The organism is Streptomyces sp. NPDC001450, assembly GCF_053597295.1.
The window spans coordinates 1-19,985 of sequence record NZ_JBSFHY010000052.1 but is presented as its reverse complement, the minus strand read 5'-3'; the positions used below and the strand labels follow the sequence as shown (position 1 = coordinate 19,985).

General features: G+C 71.5%; 22 protein-coding genes and 3 pseudogenes. 10 read left to right on the top strand and 15 right to left on the bottom strand.

Going from position 1 to position 19,985, the window contains the following annotated elements:
• Positions 1–22: 22 nt before the first annotated feature.
• Genes ACWC5O_RS39535 through ACWC5O_RS39520 form a run of 4 tightly spaced genes read left to right on the top strand, consistent with a single transcriptional unit; the run spans position 23 to position 4,344 of the window.
• Positions 23–997 carry an ornithine cyclodeaminase family protein gene (locus ACWC5O_RS39535; RefSeq protein ID WP_450591906.1) on the top strand — a complete coding sequence of 325 codons (975 nt, stop codon included), beginning with the start codon at positions 23–25 and terminating at the stop codon, positions 995–997.
• Positions 994–2,139 (top strand): NAD(P)/FAD-dependent oxidoreductase, encoded by a 1,146-nt coding sequence (locus ACWC5O_RS39530; protein ID WP_450591907.1) that lies wholly within the window; start codon positions 994–996, stop codon positions 2,137–2,139. The genes ACWC5O_RS39535 and ACWC5O_RS39530 overlap by 4 nt, the downstream gene beginning before the upstream one ends.
• The gene (locus ACWC5O_RS39525; protein WP_450591909.1) at positions 2,136–3,200 is read left to right on the top strand and encodes a saccharopine dehydrogenase; all 1,065 of its coding nucleotides are present in this window, start codon (positions 2,136–2,138) and stop codon (positions 3,198–3,200) included. The genes ACWC5O_RS39530 and ACWC5O_RS39525 overlap by 4 nt, the downstream gene beginning before the upstream one ends.
• Positions 3,193–4,344, top strand: a complete 1,152-nt coding sequence (locus tag ACWC5O_RS39520) for a saccharopine dehydrogenase family protein (protein WP_450591911.1) — start codon at positions 3,193–3,195, stop codon at positions 4,342–4,344. The genes ACWC5O_RS39525 and ACWC5O_RS39520 overlap by 8 nt, the downstream gene beginning before the upstream one ends.
• Here ACWC5O_RS39520 and ACWC5O_RS39515 read toward each other — a convergent pair.
• Positions 4,322–4,693, bottom strand: coding sequence for a hypothetical protein (locus ACWC5O_RS39515; RefSeq protein WP_450781186.1), 372 nt, complete (start codon positions 4,691–4,693; stop codon positions 4,322–4,324). The genes ACWC5O_RS39520 and ACWC5O_RS39515 overlap by 23 nt on opposite strands.
• A gap of 514 nt (positions 4,694–5,207) precedes the next feature.
• On the opposite strand from ACWC5O_RS39515, the gene ACWC5O_RS39510 reads away from it, so the two are divergent.
• The gene (locus ACWC5O_RS39510; protein WP_450591913.1) at positions 5,208–5,636 is read left to right on the top strand and encodes a hypothetical protein; all 429 of its coding nucleotides are present in this window, start codon (positions 5,208–5,210) and stop codon (positions 5,634–5,636) included.
• Positions 5,637–5,721: 85 nt separating this feature from the next.
• Here ACWC5O_RS39510 and ACWC5O_RS39505 read toward each other — a convergent pair whose 3' ends face one another.
• From ACWC5O_RS39505 to ACWC5O_RS39495, 3 genes are all read right to left on the bottom strand, one after another.
• Positions 5,722–6,726, bottom strand: coding sequence for a MerR family transcriptional regulator (locus ACWC5O_RS39505; protein WP_450591914.1), 1,005 nt, complete (start codon positions 6,724–6,726; stop codon positions 5,722–5,724).
• Positions 6,727–6,729: 3 nt separating this feature from the next.
• Complete coding sequence (locus ACWC5O_RS39500; protein ID WP_450591916.1) at positions 6,730–7,419, bottom strand: HEAT repeat domain-containing protein; 690 nt, start codon at positions 7,417–7,419, stop codon at positions 6,730–6,732.
• 204 nt (positions 7,420–7,623) lie between these two features.
• Entirely contained in the window at positions 7,624–7,791 is a 168-nt protein-coding gene (locus tag ACWC5O_RS39495; protein WP_450591917.1) for a hypothetical protein, read from the bottom strand.
• Positions 7,792–7,898: 107 nt separating this feature from the next.
• Between ACWC5O_RS39495 and ACWC5O_RS39490 the strand changes: the two are divergent.
• Positions 7,899–8,219: pseudogene (locus ACWC5O_RS39490) on the top strand (IS5/IS1182 family transposase); the annotation flags it as partial.
• Positions 8,220–8,235: 16 nt separating this feature from the next.
• Here the strand turns inward: ACWC5O_RS39490 and ACWC5O_RS39485 are convergent.
• The 5 genes and pseudogenes from ACWC5O_RS39485 to ACWC5O_RS39465 form a co-directional block, all read right to left on the bottom strand.
• Positions 8,236–8,823 carry a histidine phosphatase family protein gene (locus ACWC5O_RS39485; protein ID WP_450591918.1) on the bottom strand — a complete coding sequence of 196 codons (588 nt, stop codon included), beginning with the start codon at positions 8,821–8,823 and terminating at the stop codon, positions 8,236–8,238.
• A gap of 128 nt (positions 8,824–8,951) precedes the next feature.
• Positions 8,952–10,175: a serine hydrolase domain-containing protein gene (locus ACWC5O_RS39480; RefSeq protein WP_450591919.1), complete on the bottom strand. Its 1,224-nt coding sequence runs from the start codon at positions 10,173–10,175 to the stop codon at positions 8,952–8,954.
• Between the two features lie 61 nt (positions 10,176–10,236).
• Complete coding sequence (locus ACWC5O_RS39475; RefSeq protein ID WP_450591923.1) at positions 10,237–10,419, bottom strand: hypothetical protein; 183 nt, start codon at positions 10,417–10,419, stop codon at positions 10,237–10,239.
• 76 nt (positions 10,420–10,495) lie between these two features.
• A pseudogene (locus ACWC5O_RS39470) lies at positions 10,496–10,803 on the bottom strand (MFS transporter); the annotation flags it as partial.
• On the bottom strand, positions 10,800–11,378 hold the full coding sequence (locus tag ACWC5O_RS39465) for a TetR/AcrR family transcriptional regulator (protein WP_450591921.1): 579 nt from the start codon (positions 11,376–11,378) through the stop codon (positions 10,800–10,802). The pseudogene ACWC5O_RS39470 and the gene ACWC5O_RS39465, both read right to left, overlap by 4 nt.
• A gap of 89 nt (positions 11,379–11,467) precedes the next feature.
• Between ACWC5O_RS39465 and ACWC5O_RS39460 the strand changes: the two genes are divergently transcribed.
• Positions 11,468–11,911, top strand: a complete 444-nt coding sequence (locus ACWC5O_RS39460; protein WP_450591922.1) for a PPOX class F420-dependent oxidoreductase — start codon at positions 11,468–11,470, stop codon at positions 11,909–11,911.
• A gap of 187 nt (positions 11,912–12,098) precedes the next feature.
• Here ACWC5O_RS39460 and ACWC5O_RS39455 read toward each other — a convergent pair whose 3' ends face one another.
• Positions 12,099–12,977: an NAD(P)-dependent oxidoreductase gene (locus ACWC5O_RS39455; RefSeq protein WP_450592407.1), complete on the bottom strand. Its 879-nt coding sequence runs from the start codon at positions 12,975–12,977 to the stop codon at positions 12,099–12,101.
• 110 nt (positions 12,978–13,087) lie between these two features.
• Here ACWC5O_RS39455 and ACWC5O_RS39450 point away from each other — a divergent pair, with 110 nt between their 5' ends.
• Positions 13,088–13,684 (top strand): TetR/AcrR family transcriptional regulator, encoded by a 597-nt coding sequence (locus ACWC5O_RS39450; protein ID WP_450592408.1) that lies wholly within the window; start codon positions 13,088–13,090, stop codon positions 13,682–13,684.
• 53 nt (positions 13,685–13,737) lie between these two features.
• Positions 13,738–14,079, top strand: coding sequence for a VOC family protein (locus ACWC5O_RS39445; protein WP_450592410.1), 342 nt, complete (start codon positions 13,738–13,740; stop codon positions 14,077–14,079).
• An 88-nt stretch (positions 14,080–14,167) separates the two neighbouring features.
• Here the strand turns inward: ACWC5O_RS39445 and ACWC5O_RS39440 are convergent, their stop codons facing one another.
• Positions 14,168–15,523, bottom strand: a complete 1,356-nt coding sequence (locus ACWC5O_RS39440) for an MFS transporter (RefSeq protein WP_450592412.1) — start codon at positions 15,521–15,523, stop codon at positions 14,168–14,170.
• A 183-nt stretch (positions 15,524–15,706) separates the two neighbouring features.
• Positions 15,707–16,372: a TetR/AcrR family transcriptional regulator gene (locus ACWC5O_RS39435; protein ID WP_450592413.1), complete on the bottom strand. Its 666-nt coding sequence runs from the start codon at positions 16,370–16,372 to the stop codon at positions 15,707–15,709.
• Positions 16,373–16,526: 154 nt separating this feature from the next.
• Here ACWC5O_RS39435 and ACWC5O_RS39430 point away from each other — a divergent pair, with 154 nt between their 5' ends.
• Positions 16,527–17,423: a shikimate dehydrogenase gene (locus ACWC5O_RS39430; RefSeq protein ID WP_450592414.1), complete on the top strand. Its 897-nt coding sequence runs from the start codon at positions 16,527–16,529 to the stop codon at positions 17,421–17,423.
• A gap of 676 nt (positions 17,424–18,099) precedes the next feature.
• On the opposite strand, the gene ACWC5O_RS39425 is transcribed toward ACWC5O_RS39430, so the two are convergent.
• The 3 genes and pseudogenes from ACWC5O_RS39425 to ACWC5O_RS39415 form a co-directional block, all read right to left on the bottom strand.
• Positions 18,100–18,693 carry a histidine phosphatase family protein gene (locus tag ACWC5O_RS39425; RefSeq protein WP_450592416.1) on the bottom strand — a complete coding sequence of 198 codons (594 nt, stop codon included), beginning with the start codon at positions 18,691–18,693 and terminating at the stop codon, positions 18,100–18,102.
• A gap of 6 nt (positions 18,694–18,699) precedes the next feature.
• Positions 18,700–19,578 carry a phosphogluconate dehydrogenase (NAD(+)-dependent, decarboxylating) gene (gnd, locus tag ACWC5O_RS39420; protein ID WP_450592417.1) on the bottom strand — a complete coding sequence of 293 codons (879 nt, stop codon included), beginning with the start codon at positions 19,576–19,578 and terminating at the stop codon, positions 18,700–18,702.
• 7 nt (positions 19,579–19,585) lie between these two features.
• Positions 19,586–19,985: pseudogene (locus ACWC5O_RS39415) on the bottom strand (glucose-6-phosphate isomerase); the annotation flags it as partial.

The window sequence follows — 19,985 nt, the reverse complement described above, 5'->3', positions numbered from 1 at the left end:
GCCGTCCGGACAGGATCAGGGGATGACCGACGACGACGTCCTCTTCCTCTCCGCGGCCGAGGTGACCCGGCTGCTGGGCGCGGACGCGGCGATCGCCTCGCAGCGGGCGGCCTTCACCGCGCTCGGCACGGGCGAGGCCGATATGCCCGGCAAGATCATGCAGCCGAGCCGCTTCGACGACAGCGTGGTCTTCGCCTATGTGTCCCGGCTGTCCAAGGACACCGGGGCGGTGGCGAAGTTCGGCAGCGTCAACCCGGGCAACGCGGCCGCCGGGCTGCCCACCGTGCACGCGGTCGTCACCGCGCTCGACCCCACCACCGGGCGGCTCGCGGCCGTCCTGGACGGTACGGCGGTGACCACGCTGCGTACGGCCGCGGGCAGCGCCGTGGCCGTGGACGCCCTCGCGCTGCCCGGCCGCACGGAGCTGGCCCTGCTCGGCTCCGGCACCCAGGCCCTCGCCCACGCCCGCATGATCGCCCGGGTGCGGGAGGTGACGGCGGTACGGCTGTGGAGCCCGACCCCGAGCCGCCGTACCGCCGCCGCGGACGCCCTTGCCGCCGGACTCGGCGTCCCCGTCAGGGCGGTGGACAGCGCCGAGGAGGCCGTGACCGGCGCCGGGGTGGTCGCCGCCTGCACGCTCAGCAGGACGCCCGTGGTGCGCGGCGCATGGCTGGCGCCCGGCTGCACGGTGGTCAGCGTCGGCTCCTTCGAGCCCACCCGCCGGGAGGTCGACGCCGACGTCGTACGACGTGCCGCGGCCGTCGTCGTGGACGACGCCGGTACCGCGGCCGGACACGCGGGGCCGGTCGTGGACGCCCTGCGCGACGGACTGCTCACCCCCGACGCCCTGATCCCGCTGGGCGAGGTGCTCACCGGACGCCGCGACGCCCGTACCGCACCGCAGGACATCGTCTACTACAACAGCACCGGACTCGGCATCCAGGACGCCGCGGCGGCCTGGGCCGTGATCCGCGCCGCGAAGGAGGCAGCCGAGTGAACCTTCAGGCCCGGGTGGTCATCATCGGCGGCGGGGTGATGGGCACGAGCATCGCCTACCACCTGGCGCGCGCCGGAGTGCGTGACGTCGTCCTGGCCGAACGCGACGAACTCGCCGCCGGCTCCACCTCCAAAGCCGCGGGCGGAGTACGTGCGCAGTTCTCCGACGAGCTGAACATCCAGCTCGGCGCGCGCAGCCTGGCGGCCTTCGGCCGGTTCACGCAGGAGATCGGGCAGGACATCGGGCTGCACCGGGTCGGCTATCTGTTCCTGCTGTCCACGCCCGAAGAGGTCGCCTCCTTCGAAGCGGGGGTACGGCTGCAGAACTCCTTCGGCGTGCCCAGCCGGATGCTCACCCCGCAGGAGGCCCGCCGGCTGTCCCCGCTGATCACCACCGACGGACTGCTGGCCGCCGCCTACTCCCCGGACGACGGCCACTGCACACCCGAGGCCGTCGTCAACGGCTACGCGAGCGCCGCCCGCGCCCACGGCGCCCGCATCCTGCGCCACACCGAAGTGACCGGCGTCGAACTGCACGGCGACACCATCACCGCCGTCAGCACCACCCTCGGCCGCATCGCCACCGACACGGTGGTCTGCGCGGCCGGCGCATGGTCCAGGGCGGTCGGCGCGATGGTCGGCGTGGACCTGCCCGTGCAGCCGCTGCGCCGCCAGATCGCGGTCACCGAACCCGTCCCCGGGCTGCCGCCGAAGCTCCCCATGACCATCGACTTCACCACCAGCCTCTACTTCCACGCCGAGGGCCCCGGCCTGCTGCTCGGCATGTCCGACCCGGACGAGAGACCCGGCTTCGCCACCGACACCCACGACCGCTGGATCCCCCGGCTCTGCGCGGCGATGCAGCACCGCGCCCCCGCCCTGCTCGACCTGCGCCGCACGGGCACCTGGGCGGGCCTGTACGAGAACACCCCCGACCACAACGCCCTGATCGGCGAGGCGCCTTCGGTGTCCCGCTTCCTGTACGCGACCGGCTTCTCCGGCCACGGCTTCCTGCAGGGACCCGCCGTGGGCGAGATCGTCCGCGACCTGTACCTGGGCCGCGTACCCTTCCTGGACGTCCGCCCCCTGAGCGCCGGCCGGTTCGCGGCCGACGCCCCGCGCCCGGAGGCCAACCTGGTATGACCGAGCTCCACCTGTGGCTGCGCCACGAGGCCCGTACCACCGAGCGGCGCACGCCGATCGTCCCCGCCGACGCCCGCCGCCTGACCGAGAGCGGGGTGCGGCTGACCGTGGAGGATTCCCCGCAGCGGATCTTCCCCATCGAGGAGTACGAGGCGGCGGGCTGCAGCCGCGCCCCCGCGGGCTCCTGGGTGACGGCACCACCGGACTCCGTGATCCTGGGCCTGAAGGAACTCCCGGACGAGCCGCCGTCATTGCCGCACCGTCACATCTTCTTCGGGCACGCCTACAAGCAGCAGCCGGGGGCGACGGAGCTGCTGCGCCGGTTCGCGGCCGGCGGAGGAGCGCTGCTGGACCTGGAGTACCTGGTGGACGACCAGGGCCGCAGGCTGGCCGCCTTCGGCTACTGGGCCGGCTACCTGGGCGCCGCGCTCGCCGTGCTCCAGCACCGGGGCCGCCTCGTGGCACCCCTGCACCCCACCACCAAGGAGCACCTGGACGCCACTCTCGAACCGATCCCCGGAGACGAGGACTTCACGGCACTCGTCATCGGCGCGCTGGGCCGCAGCGGGCGGGGCGCCGCGGCCGCCTTCGACACCGCGGGCGTCACCGCGACCCACTGGGACCTCGCCGAGACCCGCACCCTCGACCGCCCGGCCCTGCTCGGCCACGACGTGATGGTGAACTGCGTCCTCGCCACCACCCCCGTCCCACCCTTCCTGCGCGAGGCGGACCTGGACGCCCCGGCCCGCCGCCTGCGCACGCTGTGCGACGTCACCTGCGACGTCGGCTCCCCGCTGAACGTCCTGCCCGTCTACGACCGCACCACCGACTGGACGGACCCCGTGCGCCACCTGCGCAAGGAGCCGCCGCTGGCCCTGATCGCCATCGACAACCTGCCCTCGCTGCTGCCCCGCGAGTCCAGCGCCGACTTCTCGGCGGCCCTCCTGCCCCAGCTGCTCGACTTCGGCACCTCGGGCCCGTGGGGACGCTGCCTCGACCGCTTCCACCAGGCCTGCCGTGGGCTGGGCATCGTCGACGAGAGGGAGTCGCCCCATGACTGACCGAGTCCCGGCGTCCGGCACCGTCCACTGGGTCGGCGCGGGCCTGTCCACCGGCAGCGGACTGGCCGTACTGTGCGACACGGCCGAGCGGGTACGCCTGTGGCACCGCACCGAGGAACGCGCGGCCGACGCCCTCGCCGCCCTTGGCCTGACCGACCGAGCCGAGCCCCGCGCGTTCACGCTCCCCGCGCTCGCCGCGGAACTGGCGCCCGGGGACGTCGTCGTATCGATGCTGCCCGCGCCCGCGCATGCCGCACTCCTGTCCGCGTGCGTAGCCGCGCGAGCCCATTTCTCCTGCTCCAGCTATGTCTCGCCCGAGGTCCTGGACCAGGTGCCGGCAGCGGAGGCAGCCGGCCTGGTCGTCCTCACCGAGGCGGGCCTGGACCCCGGCATCGACCACCTCTTCGCGCACAGCCTCATCGGCAGGGCCCGCACGGAGATCGGCGCGGACACCCCGGCGACCTACCGCCTCACCTCCTACTGCGGCGGCGTCCCGGCGCTCCCGAACGACTTCCGCTACCGCTTCAGCTGGGCACCCCTGGGCGTCCTGAACGCCCTCCGCTCACCCGCCCGTTACCTGGAGAGCGGCGTCGAGACCACGGCCACCCGCCCCTGGGAGGCGACCAGGCCGCACCTCCTCTCCGGGGAGACCTTCGAGGCCTACCCCAACCGGGACAGCATCCCCTTCATCGCCCAGTACGGTCTCCCGCCCGCCTGGACCCCAAGCGCCTTCGTACGGGGCACCCTGCGCCTGGACGGCTGGCTGAAGGCGTGGGAGCCGGTCTTCGAGGAGCTGAAAGCGGGCGACGACGATCGCGTCGCGGCCCTGGCACGCGAGCTGGCGGCGACCTACCCGACGACGGACGAGGACCGCGACCGCGTCGTGCTGTCGGTGTCCCTGGAGGTCGAGACCCCGGACCGCACCCGGACGGGCAGCTACCTCCTCGACCTTGTGGGCACCGCCGACGAGTCGGCCATGGCCCGCTGCGTCTCCCGCCCCCTGGCCCTGGGCGTCCGCCACATCCTGGACGGCAGCCTGCCGGCGGGACTGAACCGGGCGGCGGAGACGGCGGAGCGGTCGGACGTTTGGCTCGCCGAACTCGCCGAGGAAGGGCTGAACTTCACTCTGAGGCTCGGCCGGTAGAAGGGGAGGCGCCGCTGTCGCGCTGGTCGTCGATGCGGACCTGAAGGCCGGACCAGCGCGAGGTCCACCGCGCCAGGTCATCCGCGGTCGGCAAGCTCTGCGCGCGCAGCGCCGTGTCCGGCAGGAACCGGATGAGCGTGCCGGTCGTCCCGTCGGCCTGGAGGGGTTCCAGGCCGGTCACCGGAACCCCGTGCTCATAGCGCTGGGTCCAGGCTCCGTCGAGGCGGCGATTGGTGTGAATCAGCCACTCGCTGAGCGCCGCCACGACGGACATGCCACGACGCGGGTACCCGTCCGGAAGGCTCTCCGTGTCCGGAAAGCCGAAGAACCGCAAGTCCTTGGTGGCCACGACCGGCTTCTTCACGACCCGGCCGTGCTCATCTACGCGAGTGTCGGTGCCTCGACCGTCATCGGCCACGGACACGGAGCCGTCGCGATGCAGAGTGATCGTGCATCGTCCCTCTGCTCTGCTCGCTGCCTCGTCGGCGGCGTAGGCGACGACCTCGAGGACGAGGTGCCCCGGGCCACCGGGAGCGAACTCCGCCGGCGCACGGCGAATATGGGCAAGGTGGTCCAGATCCGTGCGACGGGCCCAGTCGTGGGTGGTATTGACCCAGGAACCCTTTGATCCATTCGATCCGTCCATCCGACGAGTATGACGAGTACGAGGGGCCGAACCGCCTCACGGACAGCATCTGCGGTAAAGGTGGGTGCCCGCCCTCCGCGCCCGGGACGCCGGGGCCCTGAACGTGTCGACCATGACCTTGGCATCGAGGTAGTCCGCGAAGTCGGTGCCCCTTACCTACGTGCACCTGAGTACTTGAGCTCTGGGCGGTGACGGGGCGAGCCGGAACGCTGGGGCCATGAGTCAAGGACAACCGAAACCCGTTCTCCAACTGCTCTCGATCCCCGCGTTGGCCGGGGTCTCACTGGCACTGTGGGCAGCCTGGCTCGGCTGGGACCAGCATCGCGACGTCCACCCTGACGGTTCGACGACCGGCCCGTACGAGGCGTGGCAAGTGATCGGGCTGGTGCTGACACTGCTGGCGCCGGTGTGCTGGGCGGCATCTCGGCGCTACATGGCAGGCGTTGTGCTCGGTACCACCGCCGGCCTGACGGTTGCTGCCTATTACGACTGGTCGGACGACGCCAGCGGCCTCTTCATGGTCGGCGTGGGGATGGTCATGATGGGGAGTCTCGTGGTGACCGCTGTTGTCTCCGCTGTGGTTGCGGCTCTGACAGAGGGGCCACCTGTCGCCAATGGGCCGGCCACCTGGGCAGAGCGCTCCTGAGGAACTGTCCCTCCAGGGAGCACGACTCCAAGTCCGGGACCCCGTCCGCCTCGCGGGCCGCGTACACGGCCCCACGAGAGATCCGTCACCGTGCGTCGCGTAGCTGAAGAAGGTACGCCGCAGTCAGCGCAACGGCACGGTCCACGTCTTGCGACAGTTCCACGAGGGCACGTGACGCCCTCGTCCCCGGGATGCCCGCCAGCGCCTGGGTCAGCCGCCAGCGTGCAGGCGCCCTGGTGGTGTCGTGGGCGAGGCGGTCGACGAGCCTGGTCGCGATCTCATCCGTCGTCTCGGTGTCGCTCGCCAGCACGCTCAGTGCATCGGCCGCATCGGTGTCGTTCCTTCCCTCCACGATCATGTCGATGAGCACCGGGACCGCATCGGCCACACCGCGTGTACCGAGCGCCAATGCCGCATACCCGCGGACCACGACGTCGGGGCTCGCGAGGGCATCCCGCAGCCGCGCGGTAGCCTCACCACCGGGCATCTCGGCGAGGGACTGAACGGCACGTTCCCGCACCGCGGCCACCGGTGAGCCGAGGCCCTCCGCCAGCAGTGGCAGGCCGCCGTCGCCCGATCGCGCCAGCGCCCATCGAAGGGCCCCGGCGACGTTCGGCTCCGTCTCGCTGAGTGCCGCCTCGACCAGGGCCTCCACCGGCACCGGAACCTCGTCGGCCGAGGAGAGGGCCGCGCGCTGGCGCACGTCGGCGCTCTGCGACCCCAGTGCTTGGAGGAGCGCAACGACCTGGAGGACGCCCTCCCAGCCGACGGGGCCCGCGGCATGGATCCGGCGGAGCCGCGTGAGCAGCTCGGTCTCGGCCGCGATGCGGTCGCGCGTCTGACGGATGAGGTCGTCCACGAGTGCCGAGGGCGTGAAGCTGGGATCCTCGAGCGCGCGTCCGATCTCGCGCAGCGACAGCCCGAGCGACCGCAGGCTCTCGATATGGAAGATCCGCTGGATGTCCTCGCCGGAGTACTCCCGGTACCCGGAGCCGGTACGACCCGAAGGGCGCACCAGACCGAGCGACTCGTAATGCCGGAGCATGCGGGCACTGACCCCGGACCGTCGCGCCACCTCACCGATCAACACGTCCTATCGTCCCTCCTGGCCAGACCCGCTGAGGGCCACGACGCGCTTCGCCTCCTCGATCGCGAACTCGAACCCGGCGTCCGGGTCGAGCAGCAGCCGTTGTGTGGCGTGCGCGTGCGCGCGCACGCGCGGGTCAGGGGCCGTCGTCGCAGAACGAAGAGCCGGCACGATCACTTCACCCAGCGCGACCAGCGCCCGGCTGAGACTCAGCTGCGTCTCCCGATCACCGCGCCCGAGCTGCGTCGCCAACACCTTGGCCAACGCGGACTCCTCGCCTTCCGGCACGAGCACGGCCGCGGCCCGCCAGGCGCTTCGCGCCACCTCGTCGTCGGCGTCGGACAGGAGCGTCCGTGTGATCGCCGGCCACGCCTGCCGGTCCCCGATCTTGGACAGTGTGTGCAGTGCCTGGCTCCGTGCCTGCGCACGCTCCGAGCGGGCTTCGCGGAGCAGCTCGGGAAGCGTCATGGACACCGGGTGGCGGGTGAGCGCCCAGGTCAGCATGTCGCGGACGAAGAACTCGGGCTCGATCGCGCAGCGTTCGATGAGCTTGTCGACGAAGCGCGGGTCAGGCGTCATGCCGACCGCCAGAGCAGTCCGCAGTCGTACGGACGAACGGCCGTCCTCCAACCCCTGAAGCGCTCGTACCGTATCCGTATCCGTATCCGCATCCGCATCCTGCCTCGTGATCGTCATCGAGACCACCTCCTTGGCGAGCAGTGAAGACCCTGTCACCGTGTCAAGGTCAAACACAGCCCGCTGGGGCGTGAGCACCAGCCATCTGCTGCGTCCCGACCGTGCCCATTGAGTATCGTGAAGTTGCTGGTCACGGGGCTGGCATGCGTGGGGGCGGGGGTACTCGTGCCGGCCGCAGGGGATGGCCGCGGTGAAGATCGTCGGTCACTGGTCCACTTCGCGGTTCGTCAGGACCAGCAGGGCCCTGCCCAGGGCGGGGTCGACTACGTTGTGCACGGCTGGGACGTCGCCGCCTTGCTGGGTGTTCCCGCCCCCCTTCGACGACGAGATGCTCGCCGCCGCCGGCCAACTGCTGGACCATGTACTGGCCATGCTGGGATGTTCGCCGAAATGGCCTGTGTAGGCGGCGACTTGGCTGAACCGGCGGATGAAGCACTCTTCGCCGGTTCAGCCACGAGGCCGGGTCAGCTCCTTCTGACTCCGAGTGGAGCAAGGCCCGGGTGTGGGCCAAGCTCCACCGTCTGGTTCTCGACGAGCTCGGCGCTCGCGGTGAGCTGGACTGGTCCCGCTGCGCAATCGACTCGGTGAACATGCGGGCCCTGAAAAGGGGGACCTGACGGGTCCGAATCCTGTAGACCGGGGCAAGTTCGGGTCGAAGATCCACTTGATCACGGAGCGGACCCTGGCTCGGCTGCCGCCGCCCCCATCGCCGCTACGAACGCAAGGCCGAGCACTTCCTAGCCTTCACCAGCATCGCCTGCGCTCTCATCTGCTACCGGCGCCTCGCGCGGCAGACGTGACGCAGGGGCTCCGCCACTACGGGACGTTCCAGGCGGAGATGAACGGCTGCCCGTCCTCGGTAGCCAGGAAGCTGAGAGTGCCCGGATGCGGATGGCCGAGCAGTCGGCCGGCGGACGCGTCGAGGCCAAGCCAGCGCACGGTCAGCACCCGCGCCAGATGACCATGAGCGACGACGGCGACATCGCCGTCGCCCAAGAGCGGCCGGATCCGGTCCAGCACCGCATCCGTGCGCGCGGCCACCTGCCGGAGCTGCTCGCCAGGATGCGCGGCGTCGCCGGGAACGACGCCGTCCCGCCACAGATCCCAGCCCGGCCTCGTCTCCCGGATCTGCCCGGCGGTCAGGCCCTCATAGCCGCCGTAGTCCCACTCCATCAGGTCGGGATCGGGCCTGACGCCGGCCAGATCCGCCAGCTCGGCTGTCCGCATGGCCCGGCTCAGCGGGCTGCTGAACACGGCAACCAGACGGCGCTGGGCCAGCCTCGGAGCAAGCGCCTTGGCTGCGGCCTCGCCCACGTCCGTCAGCGGAACGTCGGTGCGGCCGGCATGCTGGCCCGACAGGCTCCACTCGGTCTGGCCATGCCTGATCAATATCAGCTCACCCATGGCTGCGCACGCTATCTGATCATGCGACACGAGGCAGGGTGTTGCGTAACTCGGCGGATGTGGGAAGGAAGTTACCGCACCAGCACGGACAGAAGTGATTCGCACGGGAGGGGACCGTAGCCGGGCGATCAGCCCACCAGCGCCTCGTGCACCATTCGCCGCAGCTCCGGGAAGACCTTCAGCTTCTTCGGGCGTAGCTGGGTCATGAACTGGACCGTCAGGTCGTTGCTCGGGTCGATCCAGAAGGCCGTGGTGGCCACGCCGGTCCAGCCGTAGGTGCCGAGGCCCTGGGGAGCCGGTGCGCGGGTCGGGTCGATGACGACGGAGACGTTGAAGCCGAAGCCGAGGCCGTCGTTGGTGCGTTCCTGGTGGGTGGGGGCACCGAAGGCGCGCAGGTCGGTGTTGCCGGGGAGGTGGTTGCGGGTCATCAGGGCGACCGTTTCGGGGGACAGGAGGCGGGTGCCGTCCAGTTCGCCGCCCCGGCGGAGCATCTCCATGAAGCGGTGGAAGTCCTGGGCCGTGGCGACCATACCGCCGCTGCCGGACAGGAAGCGGGGCCGGCCGCGCAGTGGCAGTCCCGGGATCGGTGTGATGCCGCCGTCCTCGGTCTCGCCGTACATCTCGGCCAGTCGTTCGGCCTGTTCGGGGGTGATGTGGAAGCCGGCGTCGGTCATGCCGAGGGGGCGGAAGATGCGCTCGGCGAAGTACTCGTCCAGGGACTGTGAGGAGGTCACCTCGATGATCCTGCCCAGCACGTTGGAGGCGATGGAATAGTTCCACTGCGTGCCTGGTTCGAACTGCAGGGGCAGGCGCGCGTACACCTGCATCGTCTCGGCCAGGTTCGCGCCCGGCGGTACGGACGACTCCAGGCCGGCCTCGCGGTAGAGGGCGTCCACGGGGTGTTGGTAGTAGAAGCCGAAGGTCAGGCCCGCCGTGTGGGTGAGCAGATGCCGGATGAGGATCGGGCCGGCGGCGGGGCGTGTGCGTACTTCGGTGCCCGCACCGCTCTCGTACACCTGGGGGTCGGCGAATTCCGGTAGGTAGCGGTCGACCGGGTCGTCCAGGGACAGGCGGCCCTCCTCCATCAGCTGCAGCACCGCGACCGCTGTGACGGGCTTGGTCATGGAGTAGATGCGCCAGAGGGTGTCCGTCTCGACGGGCAGCCCGGCCGCGACGTTCCGGTGGCCGTACGTGGTGAGGTGGGCGACGCGGCCCCCGCGGGCCAGGGCCAACAGGAAGCCGGGCAGGCGGCCTTCGTCGACGTGCTGGGCGAAGCGCCGGTCGAGGCGGTCAAGGGCCTTCGCGTCCAGCCCGGCCTCGTCCGGCTCGACTTCCTGTCGCAGCTGTGCCATCGCTCTCCTCCGGTCGCCTCGTACGCGCGTGCGGGCAGGCAGGTCCGCCGCAACGCACACCTCATCGTCGCGCAGGAACCCCGGAACGGACCTGTTCATCAGGGGTGTGTGTGATCGACGCGACCTCTGGCCCCGGCAGCGCGCGGGCCACCGGCACGGCGATCGCGGCCACAGCGGCGAGCACGAGCAGCGCCGTCCGGGGGCTCGCGTCCATCAGCGCGGTGCCCGCGGCCACGCCGAGCACGGGACCGATGTTGCGCGAAGGCGCAGCCCTGATCCGCCCCCCTGTGCCCGATGCTGCTGCGCAGGCTGGGTGCACGGCGAACCGCCCGCAATCCGATCACCCAGCCGATCGAGGACGCCAGTCCGACGCCCGCCGAGGCCGCGCCGAATCCCAGCATGCCGAGCGCGAACATCCGCCGCTGCCGGTAGCGGTCGCCGAGCCGGCCCGCGAACACCAGCAGGCTCGCCACCGCCACGAGATACGCGGTGCTGGTCCACTGCACCTGCGCGTACGACGCGTGCAGCGCCGTTGCAGGGAGGGTTGGGCGACCGTGAGGACCGTGCCGTCCAGGGCGACGAGTACGGCGCCCGCCACACTGCTCACCAGGGCAAGCCGGCGGTTCACCGCCCGCCCTCCGGGCCCAGGTGGGCGAGGAGCGTCGTATCCAACAGTGCGTTGAAGTCCGGTTCGCTCGTGGCGAGTTGGAGGCTGCCCCAGTGCCACAGCTGGGCGATGCCGTGCAGGTTTGCCCACAGGGCGCCCGCCGTGCGCCGGGCGTCCGTCTCCGGGCGGACCTGGCCGACGAGGTCCGCGAGGAGAGTGAACAGTGGCAGGCTCGTTTCGCGCAGACCCAAGTGGCCGCTCTCCAGCAAGTCGTGACGGAACATCAGCTCGTACATGCCCGGATTGTCCAGAGCGAACTCCAAGTAGACGCGGGCCAGTTCCCGCACCCGTGCGCGTGGGTCGCCGGTGTCGTCCAGTGCCGGCCGGACTCGGTCGCCCAGATCCGCGAACCCCCGTCGGGCGATGGCTGACAGCAGTTCCAGATGGGTGGGGAAGTAGCGGCGTGGTGCCCCGTGCGAGACCCCCGCGCGGCGGGCGATCTCCCGGAGCGTCAGCGCCTGGACGCCCTCGGCGGCGACCAAATCCACGCCGACGTCGATGAGGCGGGCGCGCAGCCCTGTGCCGGATTCAGTCATAGACAGTGTCTACCAGGTATGCGTAGATGGTGTCTACTTGCGTATCCATGTGGGGGAATGCCCGTGCCCTCGGGTCAGTTGACCCTCATATGACTCAGGACCCGACGCAGGACGCCCTGCTCAAGCTGCTCTCCGAGGCGCGAGGCGGAGTGCTGGTCACGCTCAAGAGCGACGGCCGGCCCCAGCTGTCCAACGTCAGCCACGCCTACTACCCCGACGAGCGGGTCATCCGGATCTCGGTCACCGACGACCGCGCCAAGGCCCGCAACCTCCGCCGCGACCCCCGCGCCTCCTACCACGTCACCAGCCGGGACCGCTGGGCGTACACGGTCGCCGAGGGCACGGCCGAGCTCTCGCCGGTCGCCGAGGACCCGTACGACGAGACCGTCGAGGAGCTGGTCCGGCTCTACCGGGACGTCCTCGGTGAACACCCGGACTGGGACGACTACCGGGCCGCGATGGTCCGCGACCGGCGGCTGGTGCTGCGGCTGCCCGTCGAGCGGGTGTACGGCATCCCGAAGGGCCAGGGCTGACCTAGGGGGTGTCGTTCGGATCATCCCGGCGTCGCGGGGCCTGGTGCGCACATCTGCGGCGTTGTCGTCACTCGCCGACGCTCCGCGTCGCCTCCCTCCTCCGCCTTGCAGCTGCACGCACCAGGCCCCGCTCGGGTCGCCCAGTCCGCACCGCTTGTCACAGCCGGCCTGATCCAAACGACACCCCCTAGGGTGCCTCGGCGGTTCGCGCCTCGATCGCCCGCAGTACCGCCACCATGTCCTCGCCGCCGTGCCCCTGCGTCACCGTCTCCTCGAACAGGCTGTGGCAGACGTCGAGCAGGGGCGAGGCCAGGTGTGCCTTGCGGGCTGCCTCGGCGATGAGCCGGTTGTTCTTCAGGACGTCCAGGGCGGCCGCCTGCACCGCGAAGTCCCGCTCGCGCAGCTTGGGTGCCTTCATCCGGGATACCCCGCTGGCCATGGGGCCCGCGTCCAGGACGTCCAGGAACAGGCGCCGGTCCAGCCCCTGCCGTTCGGCGAAGTGGAAGGCCTCGGTCAGCCCGGTCACCAGGGTGATCAGGAAGAGGTTCACGGACAGCTTCATCAGCAGCGCGCCCGGCGCCGCGCCGCACGGGAAGGTCTCCCGGCACAGGGGTGCGAGCAGCGGTCGTACGACGCCCACGGCGGACTCCTCGCCGGCCAGCATCGCCACCAGCCGGCCCTGCTCCGCCGGTACCCGGGAGCCGGAGACAGGCGCCTCCACGTACCGGCCGCCGGCCGCGCGGATGTCGGACTCAAGGGCGTGGGAGTACTCGGGGGAGGTCGTGCCCATGTGGACGACTACGCGCCCGGCGACCCGCGCGGCGAGGGCGGGGGTGCCGCGGCCGAGGACGGTGTCGACCGCCGCCTCGTCGGCGAGCATCAGCAGCACGACCTCGGCCCGCGCGAACACCTCGTCGGCGTCCGCCGCGACCTCCGCGCCGGCCGCGCGCAACGGCTCGGCGCGCTCCGGTGTCCGGTTCCACACCACGAGGGGTGTGCCGCAGGTCGCCAGGCGCAGCGCCATCGGCTGACCCATCACTCCGAGACCGATGAAACCGATGTTCACGGGGGCCGCCCTTCCCTCTGCCGACCGACTATGACGGCTGTCATAGTAGCGAGGGTTATGACACCGGTCATAGGGTGAGGATCGAGGGTGAGGGTGATCGGAGGTCGGCCATGGCGGAGTCGCGGCACGGGCCGCGTGAGCGGATGGTGTTCAGCGCGGCCCAGCTGATCCGGCGCGACGGGGTCGGTGCGACCGGCATGCGGGAGGTCGCCGCCCACGCCGGGGCGCCGCGCGGCTCGCTCCAGCACTACTTCCCGGGTGGCAAGGAACAGCTGGTCAACGAGGCCGTGGGCTGGGCCGGACGGTACGCCGGCAAGCGCGTCGCCCGCTTCCTCGCGGGCCTGGACGAGCCGACGCCGAGCCGCCTGTTCGCGGCGATGGCGGCGCAGTGGACGGACGAGTACGAGACGGAAGGCTTCGCCGGGGGCTGCCCGGTCGCCGCCGCGACCGTGGACTGCGCCGCCACGGGCACCTCCACCCGCGAGGCGGCCGCCGCGGCGTTCACGGCCTGGCGCGCCCCGGTCGCCGAGGCCCTGACCGGCATGGGCGTTCCCGCGGCCCGCGCCGACTCCCTCGCCACCCTGATGATCAGCACCCTGGAGGGCGCGATCCTGATGGCCCGGGCCGAAGAGGACGTACGCCCGCTGACGGCCGTGGTCCGCGAACTCGGGCCACTGCTCGACGCGGCGGTGGTCTCCTCCGGGTGACGCCCGGCGCGGAGGTGCTTGTTCCGCACGGCCTCCCGCACTAGCCTCCGCGCGTGATCAATGGGGCACATGTGGTGATCTACAGCCGCGACGTCGAAGCGGACCGGGCCTTCCTGCGGGACGTCCTCGGATGGGCGCACGTCGACGCGGGCCACGGCTGGCTGATCTTCCAGGCGCCGCCCACGGAGGTGGCCTGCCATCCCACGGACGGAGACCCGTCGCACGAACTGATGCTGATGTGCGACGACCTCGACGCGACACGGGAGCAACTCGCCGAGAAGGGCGTGGAGTTCGCGAGGCCGGTCGAGGAGGCTCGCTGGGGTCGGCTCACGGCACTCCGGCTGCCGGGCGGCGGCAGCCTCGGCCTGTACGAGCCGCGCCATCCGCGGCCGTAGGCCGGTGAGGGCGGTGCAGGCCCCGGTGGACGGTCGCCCGTCCGGTGGCCGGGCGCGTGCTGTGGCGGCCCGGCCGGTCGGGGAGGTGTCAGGCCGGCACGGTCTGGTGTGACTCGCTGCGGCCGGCGCGTTCGCCCAGCAGTTCCGTCGGGACCTTGTGGGTCTCGCGGGCGGTGAGGGCTGCCAGGGTCGGGGGGACGCACAGGGTTGCCGTGAACAGGGCGACCGCCTGCCAGTCGTCGCCGCCGGGGCCGGCGATCTCGGCGGCGAAGGTGACCGCGAAACCCGCCACCGCGAAGCCGATCTGAGTGCCGATCGCCATGCCGGACAGCCGGACGCGGGTCGCGAACATCTCGCCGTAGAAGGCGGGCCACACGCCGTTCGCGGCGCTGTAGACGAGACCGAAGGCGATGATCCCGAGGGTCAGGGTGAGAGGGTAGGAGCCGGTGGAGATCGCCCACAGGTAGCCGGCCATCGCCGCCGCGCTGCCGACCGCGCCGATCAGGTAGACGGGGCGGCGCCCGATCCGGTCGGACAGCGTGGCCCACAGCGGGATCGCGGCCAGCGCGACCAGGTTGGCCAGGGCGCCCACCCACAGCATCGACGTACGGGACATGCCGACCGCGTCGCTCGTGGCAAACGCCAGCGCCCACACCGTGAAGATCGTGCTGACCGAGGCGATCAGCGCGCCCGCGATCACCCGCAGCACATCGGCCCAGTGCTCCCGCATCAGCACCGCCAGCGGCAGCCGGACCACACCCTCGGTCGCCGACTGCCGGGCGAAGGCCGGGGTTTCCTGGAGCTTGCGCCGGATGACGTAGCCGACGACGGCGACCGCCACGCTCAGCCAGAACGGCACCCGCCAGCCCCAGGACAGCAGCTGGTCCTCGGGGAGCTGGGCGACCGGGATGAAGACGAGAGTGGCGATGAGCTGGCCGCCCTGGGTGCCGCTGAGCGTGAAGCTCGTGAAGAAACCCCGCCGGTCCGGTGGCGCGTGCTCCAGGCTCATCGAGCTGGCGCTGGCCTGCTCGCCCGCGGCCGATATGCCCTGCAGGACCCGGCACAGCACCAGCAGCACCGGAGCGAGGGTGCCGACCTGCGCGCGGGTCGGCAGACAGCCGATCAGGAACGTCGACAGACCCATCAGGATCAGCGTGAACACCATGATCTTCTTGCGCCCGAGCCGGTCCCCGACGTGCCCGAGGAACAGCGCGCCGATGGGCCGGGCCGCATACGCCACCCCGAACGTGGCCAGCGACAGCAGGGTCGCGGTGGCCGGGTCGGAGGCGTCGAAGAACACCTTCGGGAAGATCAGCGCGGCGGCGCTGCCGTAGACGAAGAAGTCGTAGTACTCGAGCGCACTGCCGATCCAGGCGGCGGTGGCGGCCTTCCTGGGCTGGCCGGGTGGGGCCTCGGCGGCGGGCGCGGGGGTGGGGACGGACACGGCGGTGCTCCTTCGGGGGAACTCCACCCTATGGAGGGGCGGAGTGGGCGGCGGGGCGAAGGGCCGGATCTCGGCAGTTAATTAACCCACTGGATAGTTAGTTGTGGTGGGTGGGATGTTGCGCCCGCGTTTCCGTCGTGTCAAGAGGTCGTGCGTGAGCCGGTCGGGCCGCGTCCGGCCGCGTCAGCCGGCGGCCCGCTCCGCGGTGAGGTAGGCGATCACCATGTCGCCGAGCATGGTCCGGTAGTGCTCGCGCTGTGCCGGGTCCACCAGGTCGCGGCCGAACAGGGCGCCGAAGGTGTGCCGGTTGGCGACCCGGAAGAAACAGAACGAGCTGATCACCGCGTGCAGGTCGACGGCGTCGACATCGGCCGTGAACAGCCCGGACTCCTGCCCGGCGGCCAGGATCCGGCGGATCACGTCCAGCGCCGGTGAACCCATCCGCCCGAGCTTCTCGGAGGCCGCGATGTGCTCGGCGTCGTGGATGTTCTCGATGCTGACCAGACGGATGAAGTCCGGGTGCTGCTCGTGGTGGTCGAAGGTCAGCTCCGCCAGGCGCCGGATCGCCGCGACCGGGTCCAGGTGCTCGACGTCCAGCCGCTGCTCGGCCTCGCGGATCACGCCGTACGCCCGCTCCAGCACGGCCGTGAACAGCTGCTCCTTGCCGCCGAAGTAGTAGTAGATCATCCGCTTGGTGGTGCGGGTGCGGGCCGCGATCTCGTCCACCCGGGCGCCGTCGTAGCCCGCCCGCGCGAACTCCTGCGTGGCCACGTCGAGGATCTCGGCCTTGGTGCGGACGGCGTCACGCGTCCGCCCGCCGGGGTGTACCGGTTCTTCGACGCTGGTCATCGGGTTCCTTCGGACATGGGGCCAGTGCCGGTGATTGTAGAAGCAGGGTCCGAAGCGGGGCCCGCCGGACCGGCCCGGCCTTCCCTGAGAGGGTGGAGGCTGATATAGCTAACGTACTAGTTCGTACATTGGTGGGTCGCACCGGGAGGTCTCCGTGGCCAAGGACGCGTATCTCGTCGGGCTGATCGGTTCCGGCATCGGTCCCTCGCTCAGTCCCGCACTGCACGAGCGCGAGGCCGACCGCCAAGGACTGCGTTATCTGTACCGGCTCATCGACATCGACGTGCTCGGCATGCCGCCCGAAGCCGTGGGGGATCTCGTCCGGGCGGCCCGTGACCTGGGCTTCGACGGGCTCAACATCACCCACCCGTGCAAGCAGCTCGTCATCGAGCACCTCGACGGGCTCGCCCCGCAGGCACAGGCGCTCGGCGCGGTCAACACGGTCGTCTTCGAGCCGGAGGGGCGAGCGGTCGGGCACAACACGGACGTCACGGGCTTCGCCGCGTCCTTCGCGCGCGGCCTGCCGGACGCGCCCCTGCGGGAGATCGTGCAGCTCGGCGCCGGTGGAGCGGGCGCGGCCGTCGCCCACGCCACCCTCACTCTCGGCGCCGAGCGGGTCACGGTCGTCGACGCGCTGCCGGAGCGCGCCGCCGCCCTCGCCGCTTCCCTGAACCGGCACTTCGGCGCCGGCCGGGCGGCTTCCGCGAGCCCGGAGCGCCTCGCGGACCTGCTGTCCCGCGCCGGCGGCCTCGGCGGCCTCGTTCACGCAACCCCCACCGGCATGGCCGCCCACCCCGGTCTGCCCCTGCCCGCGGACCTCCTGCACCCCGGGCTGTGGGTCGCCGAGGTCGTCTACCGCCCCCTGGAGACCGAGCTGCTGCGCACGGCGCGAGCGGCCGGCTGCGCCGTGCTGGACGGGGGCGGGATGGCGGTCTTCCAGGCCGCGGACGCCTTCCGCCTGTTCACGGGCCGCGAGCCCGACACGGCCCGCATGCTGGCGGACATCACGGAGCTGGCCGGCGCGGAGCACTCCGCGGGGCAGACCGTGTAACGAGAGTCGGGCGGTCTGACAGGGGCGGGACGTCCACGGCTGGTGGCGCCCACGCGGCCGAGCCGCAGGATGTCACGCGGTTGCGCCAGACCGGGCCACGGCGGCTGAGCACCCCGGTCGTCCACGGACGTATCCCGTCCACGGACGTATCCCGACGACGGACGTATCCGGTCCGCGGACGTATCCCGACCGCGGACGAACGCGGTAGGCCGCGGCCGCCACCGTACGCGCGCAGGGCAGCACCCGTACGCCCGTGAGCCGGAGGCAGACCGGGTTCCCACCCCGCGTGAGGGCCCCGGGCAACGGCTCCTCCCCGGTGAGAGCCCGCCAACACCAGGTGTGCCCGTGATGAGACCTCGGTGAGACCCGGTCCCGTCTCGGTCACCGGCGCCAGGGCCCGGCCGATACTCACCACGGTCCGGGGCGTTCCCAGCGTCCCGGACCGTGAGATCCCCGGGATGCCTGGAAGGCCGCCCATGCCGAGCCCCGCCAGCAAGCCACTCCCTCGTCCGGCACGCCCCGCCGCGCATACCCACCACGGCCGTGCGCACCGGTGCCGAGGCTCCGGACGGCTTCGTAGGCGGCGGGCGGGACGAGCCTTCCCGGCGACCGGACCGGGCTGCTGTACGACTGCGGCCCGGGTCACACGAGGTGACCCGGGCCGCGAGAAGGGCCGCTACGCGCGTCGGTTCCACTCGGCGACGACCGGCCGCCCGTGCTCCGTGGAGAGCCGGCTGACGGTGCCGGTCGCCAGCTGGAACAGCCGGCCCTCGGCGGGCGGGAGACCCAGCCGGCGGGCGGTGAGCACCCGCAGGAAGTGGGCGTGCGCGACCAGGATCACGTCACCGGTGTACGTGGCCAGCGCCGTCTCCACCCGGGCCAGCACCCGGTCGGCGCGCACCCCGATCTGCTCGGGCGACTCGCCGGGGTGACCCTCGGGGCCACGCGGTACGCCGTCGGTCCACAGGTCCCAGTCGGGGCGGGTGCGATGGATGTCGACCGTGGTGACGCCCTCGTAGCCGCCGTAGTCCCACTCGTGCAGATCGGGGTCGGGCACGGCCCCGGTCAGACCCGCGAGTTCGGCGGTGCGTATCGCGCGGACCAGCGGGCTGGTCAGCGCGAGGGCGTAGGTCCGTTCGGTGAGGAGCGGGGCGAGGGACTTGGCCTGTTCCTCACCGTGCGTGGTGAGGGGCAGGTCGGTCCAGCTGGTGTGCTGTCCCGACACGCTCCACTCCGTCTCGCCGTGGCGGACCAGCAGGAGGTCCCCCACGGCCGCTCAGCCCTTGGTCTCTACGGCGTGCCCGCCGAACTGGTTGCGCAGCGCGGCGATCATCTTCATCTGCGGGGAGTCGTCCTGCCGGGAGGCGAACCGGGCGAACAGCGAGGCGGTGATCGCGGGCAGCGGCACCGCGTTGTCGATGGCGGCCTCGACCGTCCAGCGGCCCTCGCCGGAGTCCTCCGCGAAACCGCGCAGCTTCTCCAGGTGCTCGTCCTCGTCCAGGGCGTTCACCGCGAGGTCCAGCAGCCAGGAACGGATGACGGTGCCCTCCTGCCACGAGCGGAACACCTCGCGGACGTTCTCCACCGAGTGGACCTTCTCCAGCAGCTCCCAGCCCTCGGCGTAGGCCTGCATCATGGCGTACTCGATGCCGTTGTGGACCATCTTCGAGAAGTGCCCGGCGCCGACCCGGCCGGCGTGGACGTAGCCGTAGGGGCCCTCCGGCTTGAGCGCCTCGAAGACGGGCTGGAGCCGGTCGACGTGCTCCTTGTCGCCGCCGACCATGAGCGCGTAGCCGTTCTGCAGGCCCCACACGCCGCCGGAGACGCCCGCGTCGACGAAGCCGATGCCCTTGATGCCGAGTTCGGCGGCGTGCTTCTCGTCGTCCGTCCAGCGGGAGTTGCCGCCGTCCACGACCACGTCGCCGGGGGAGAGCAGGTCCTTGAGTTCGTCGACGACCGTCTGGGTGGCGGTGCCGGCCGGGACCATCACCCAGACCGTGCGCGGCGCGTCGAGCTTCTGGATCAGTTCCTCGAGGCTCTTGACGTCGGAGACCTCCGGGTTGCGGTCGTAGCCGATGACGGTGTGGCCGGCGCGGCGGATCCGCTCGCGCATGTTGCCGCCCATCTTGCCGAGACCGATGAGACCGAGCTGCATGATCAGTTCACTTCCTGAGAGAGCGGTAGGCGGCGACGAGGGCCGTGGTGGACGGGTCGAGACCGGGCACGGAGCCCGCCGCGGCAGCGGCTGATGTAGACGTCGTGGTCAGGGCGGGCTCGATGCGCTTGGCGAGGACCTTGCCCAGCTCCACGCCCCACTGGTCGAAGGAGTCGATGTTCCAGACCGCGCCCTGGACGAACACCTTGTGCTCGTAGAGCGCGACCAGCTGGCCGAGCACGGACGGGGTCAGCTCGCGGGCGAGGATGGTGGTGGTGGGGTGGTTGCCGCGGAAGGTGCGGTGCGCCACCTGCTCCTCGGGCACGCCCTCCGCACGGACCTCCTCGGCCGTCTTGCCGAAGGCGAGCGCCTGGGTCTGGGCGAAGAAGTTGGCCATCAACAGGTCG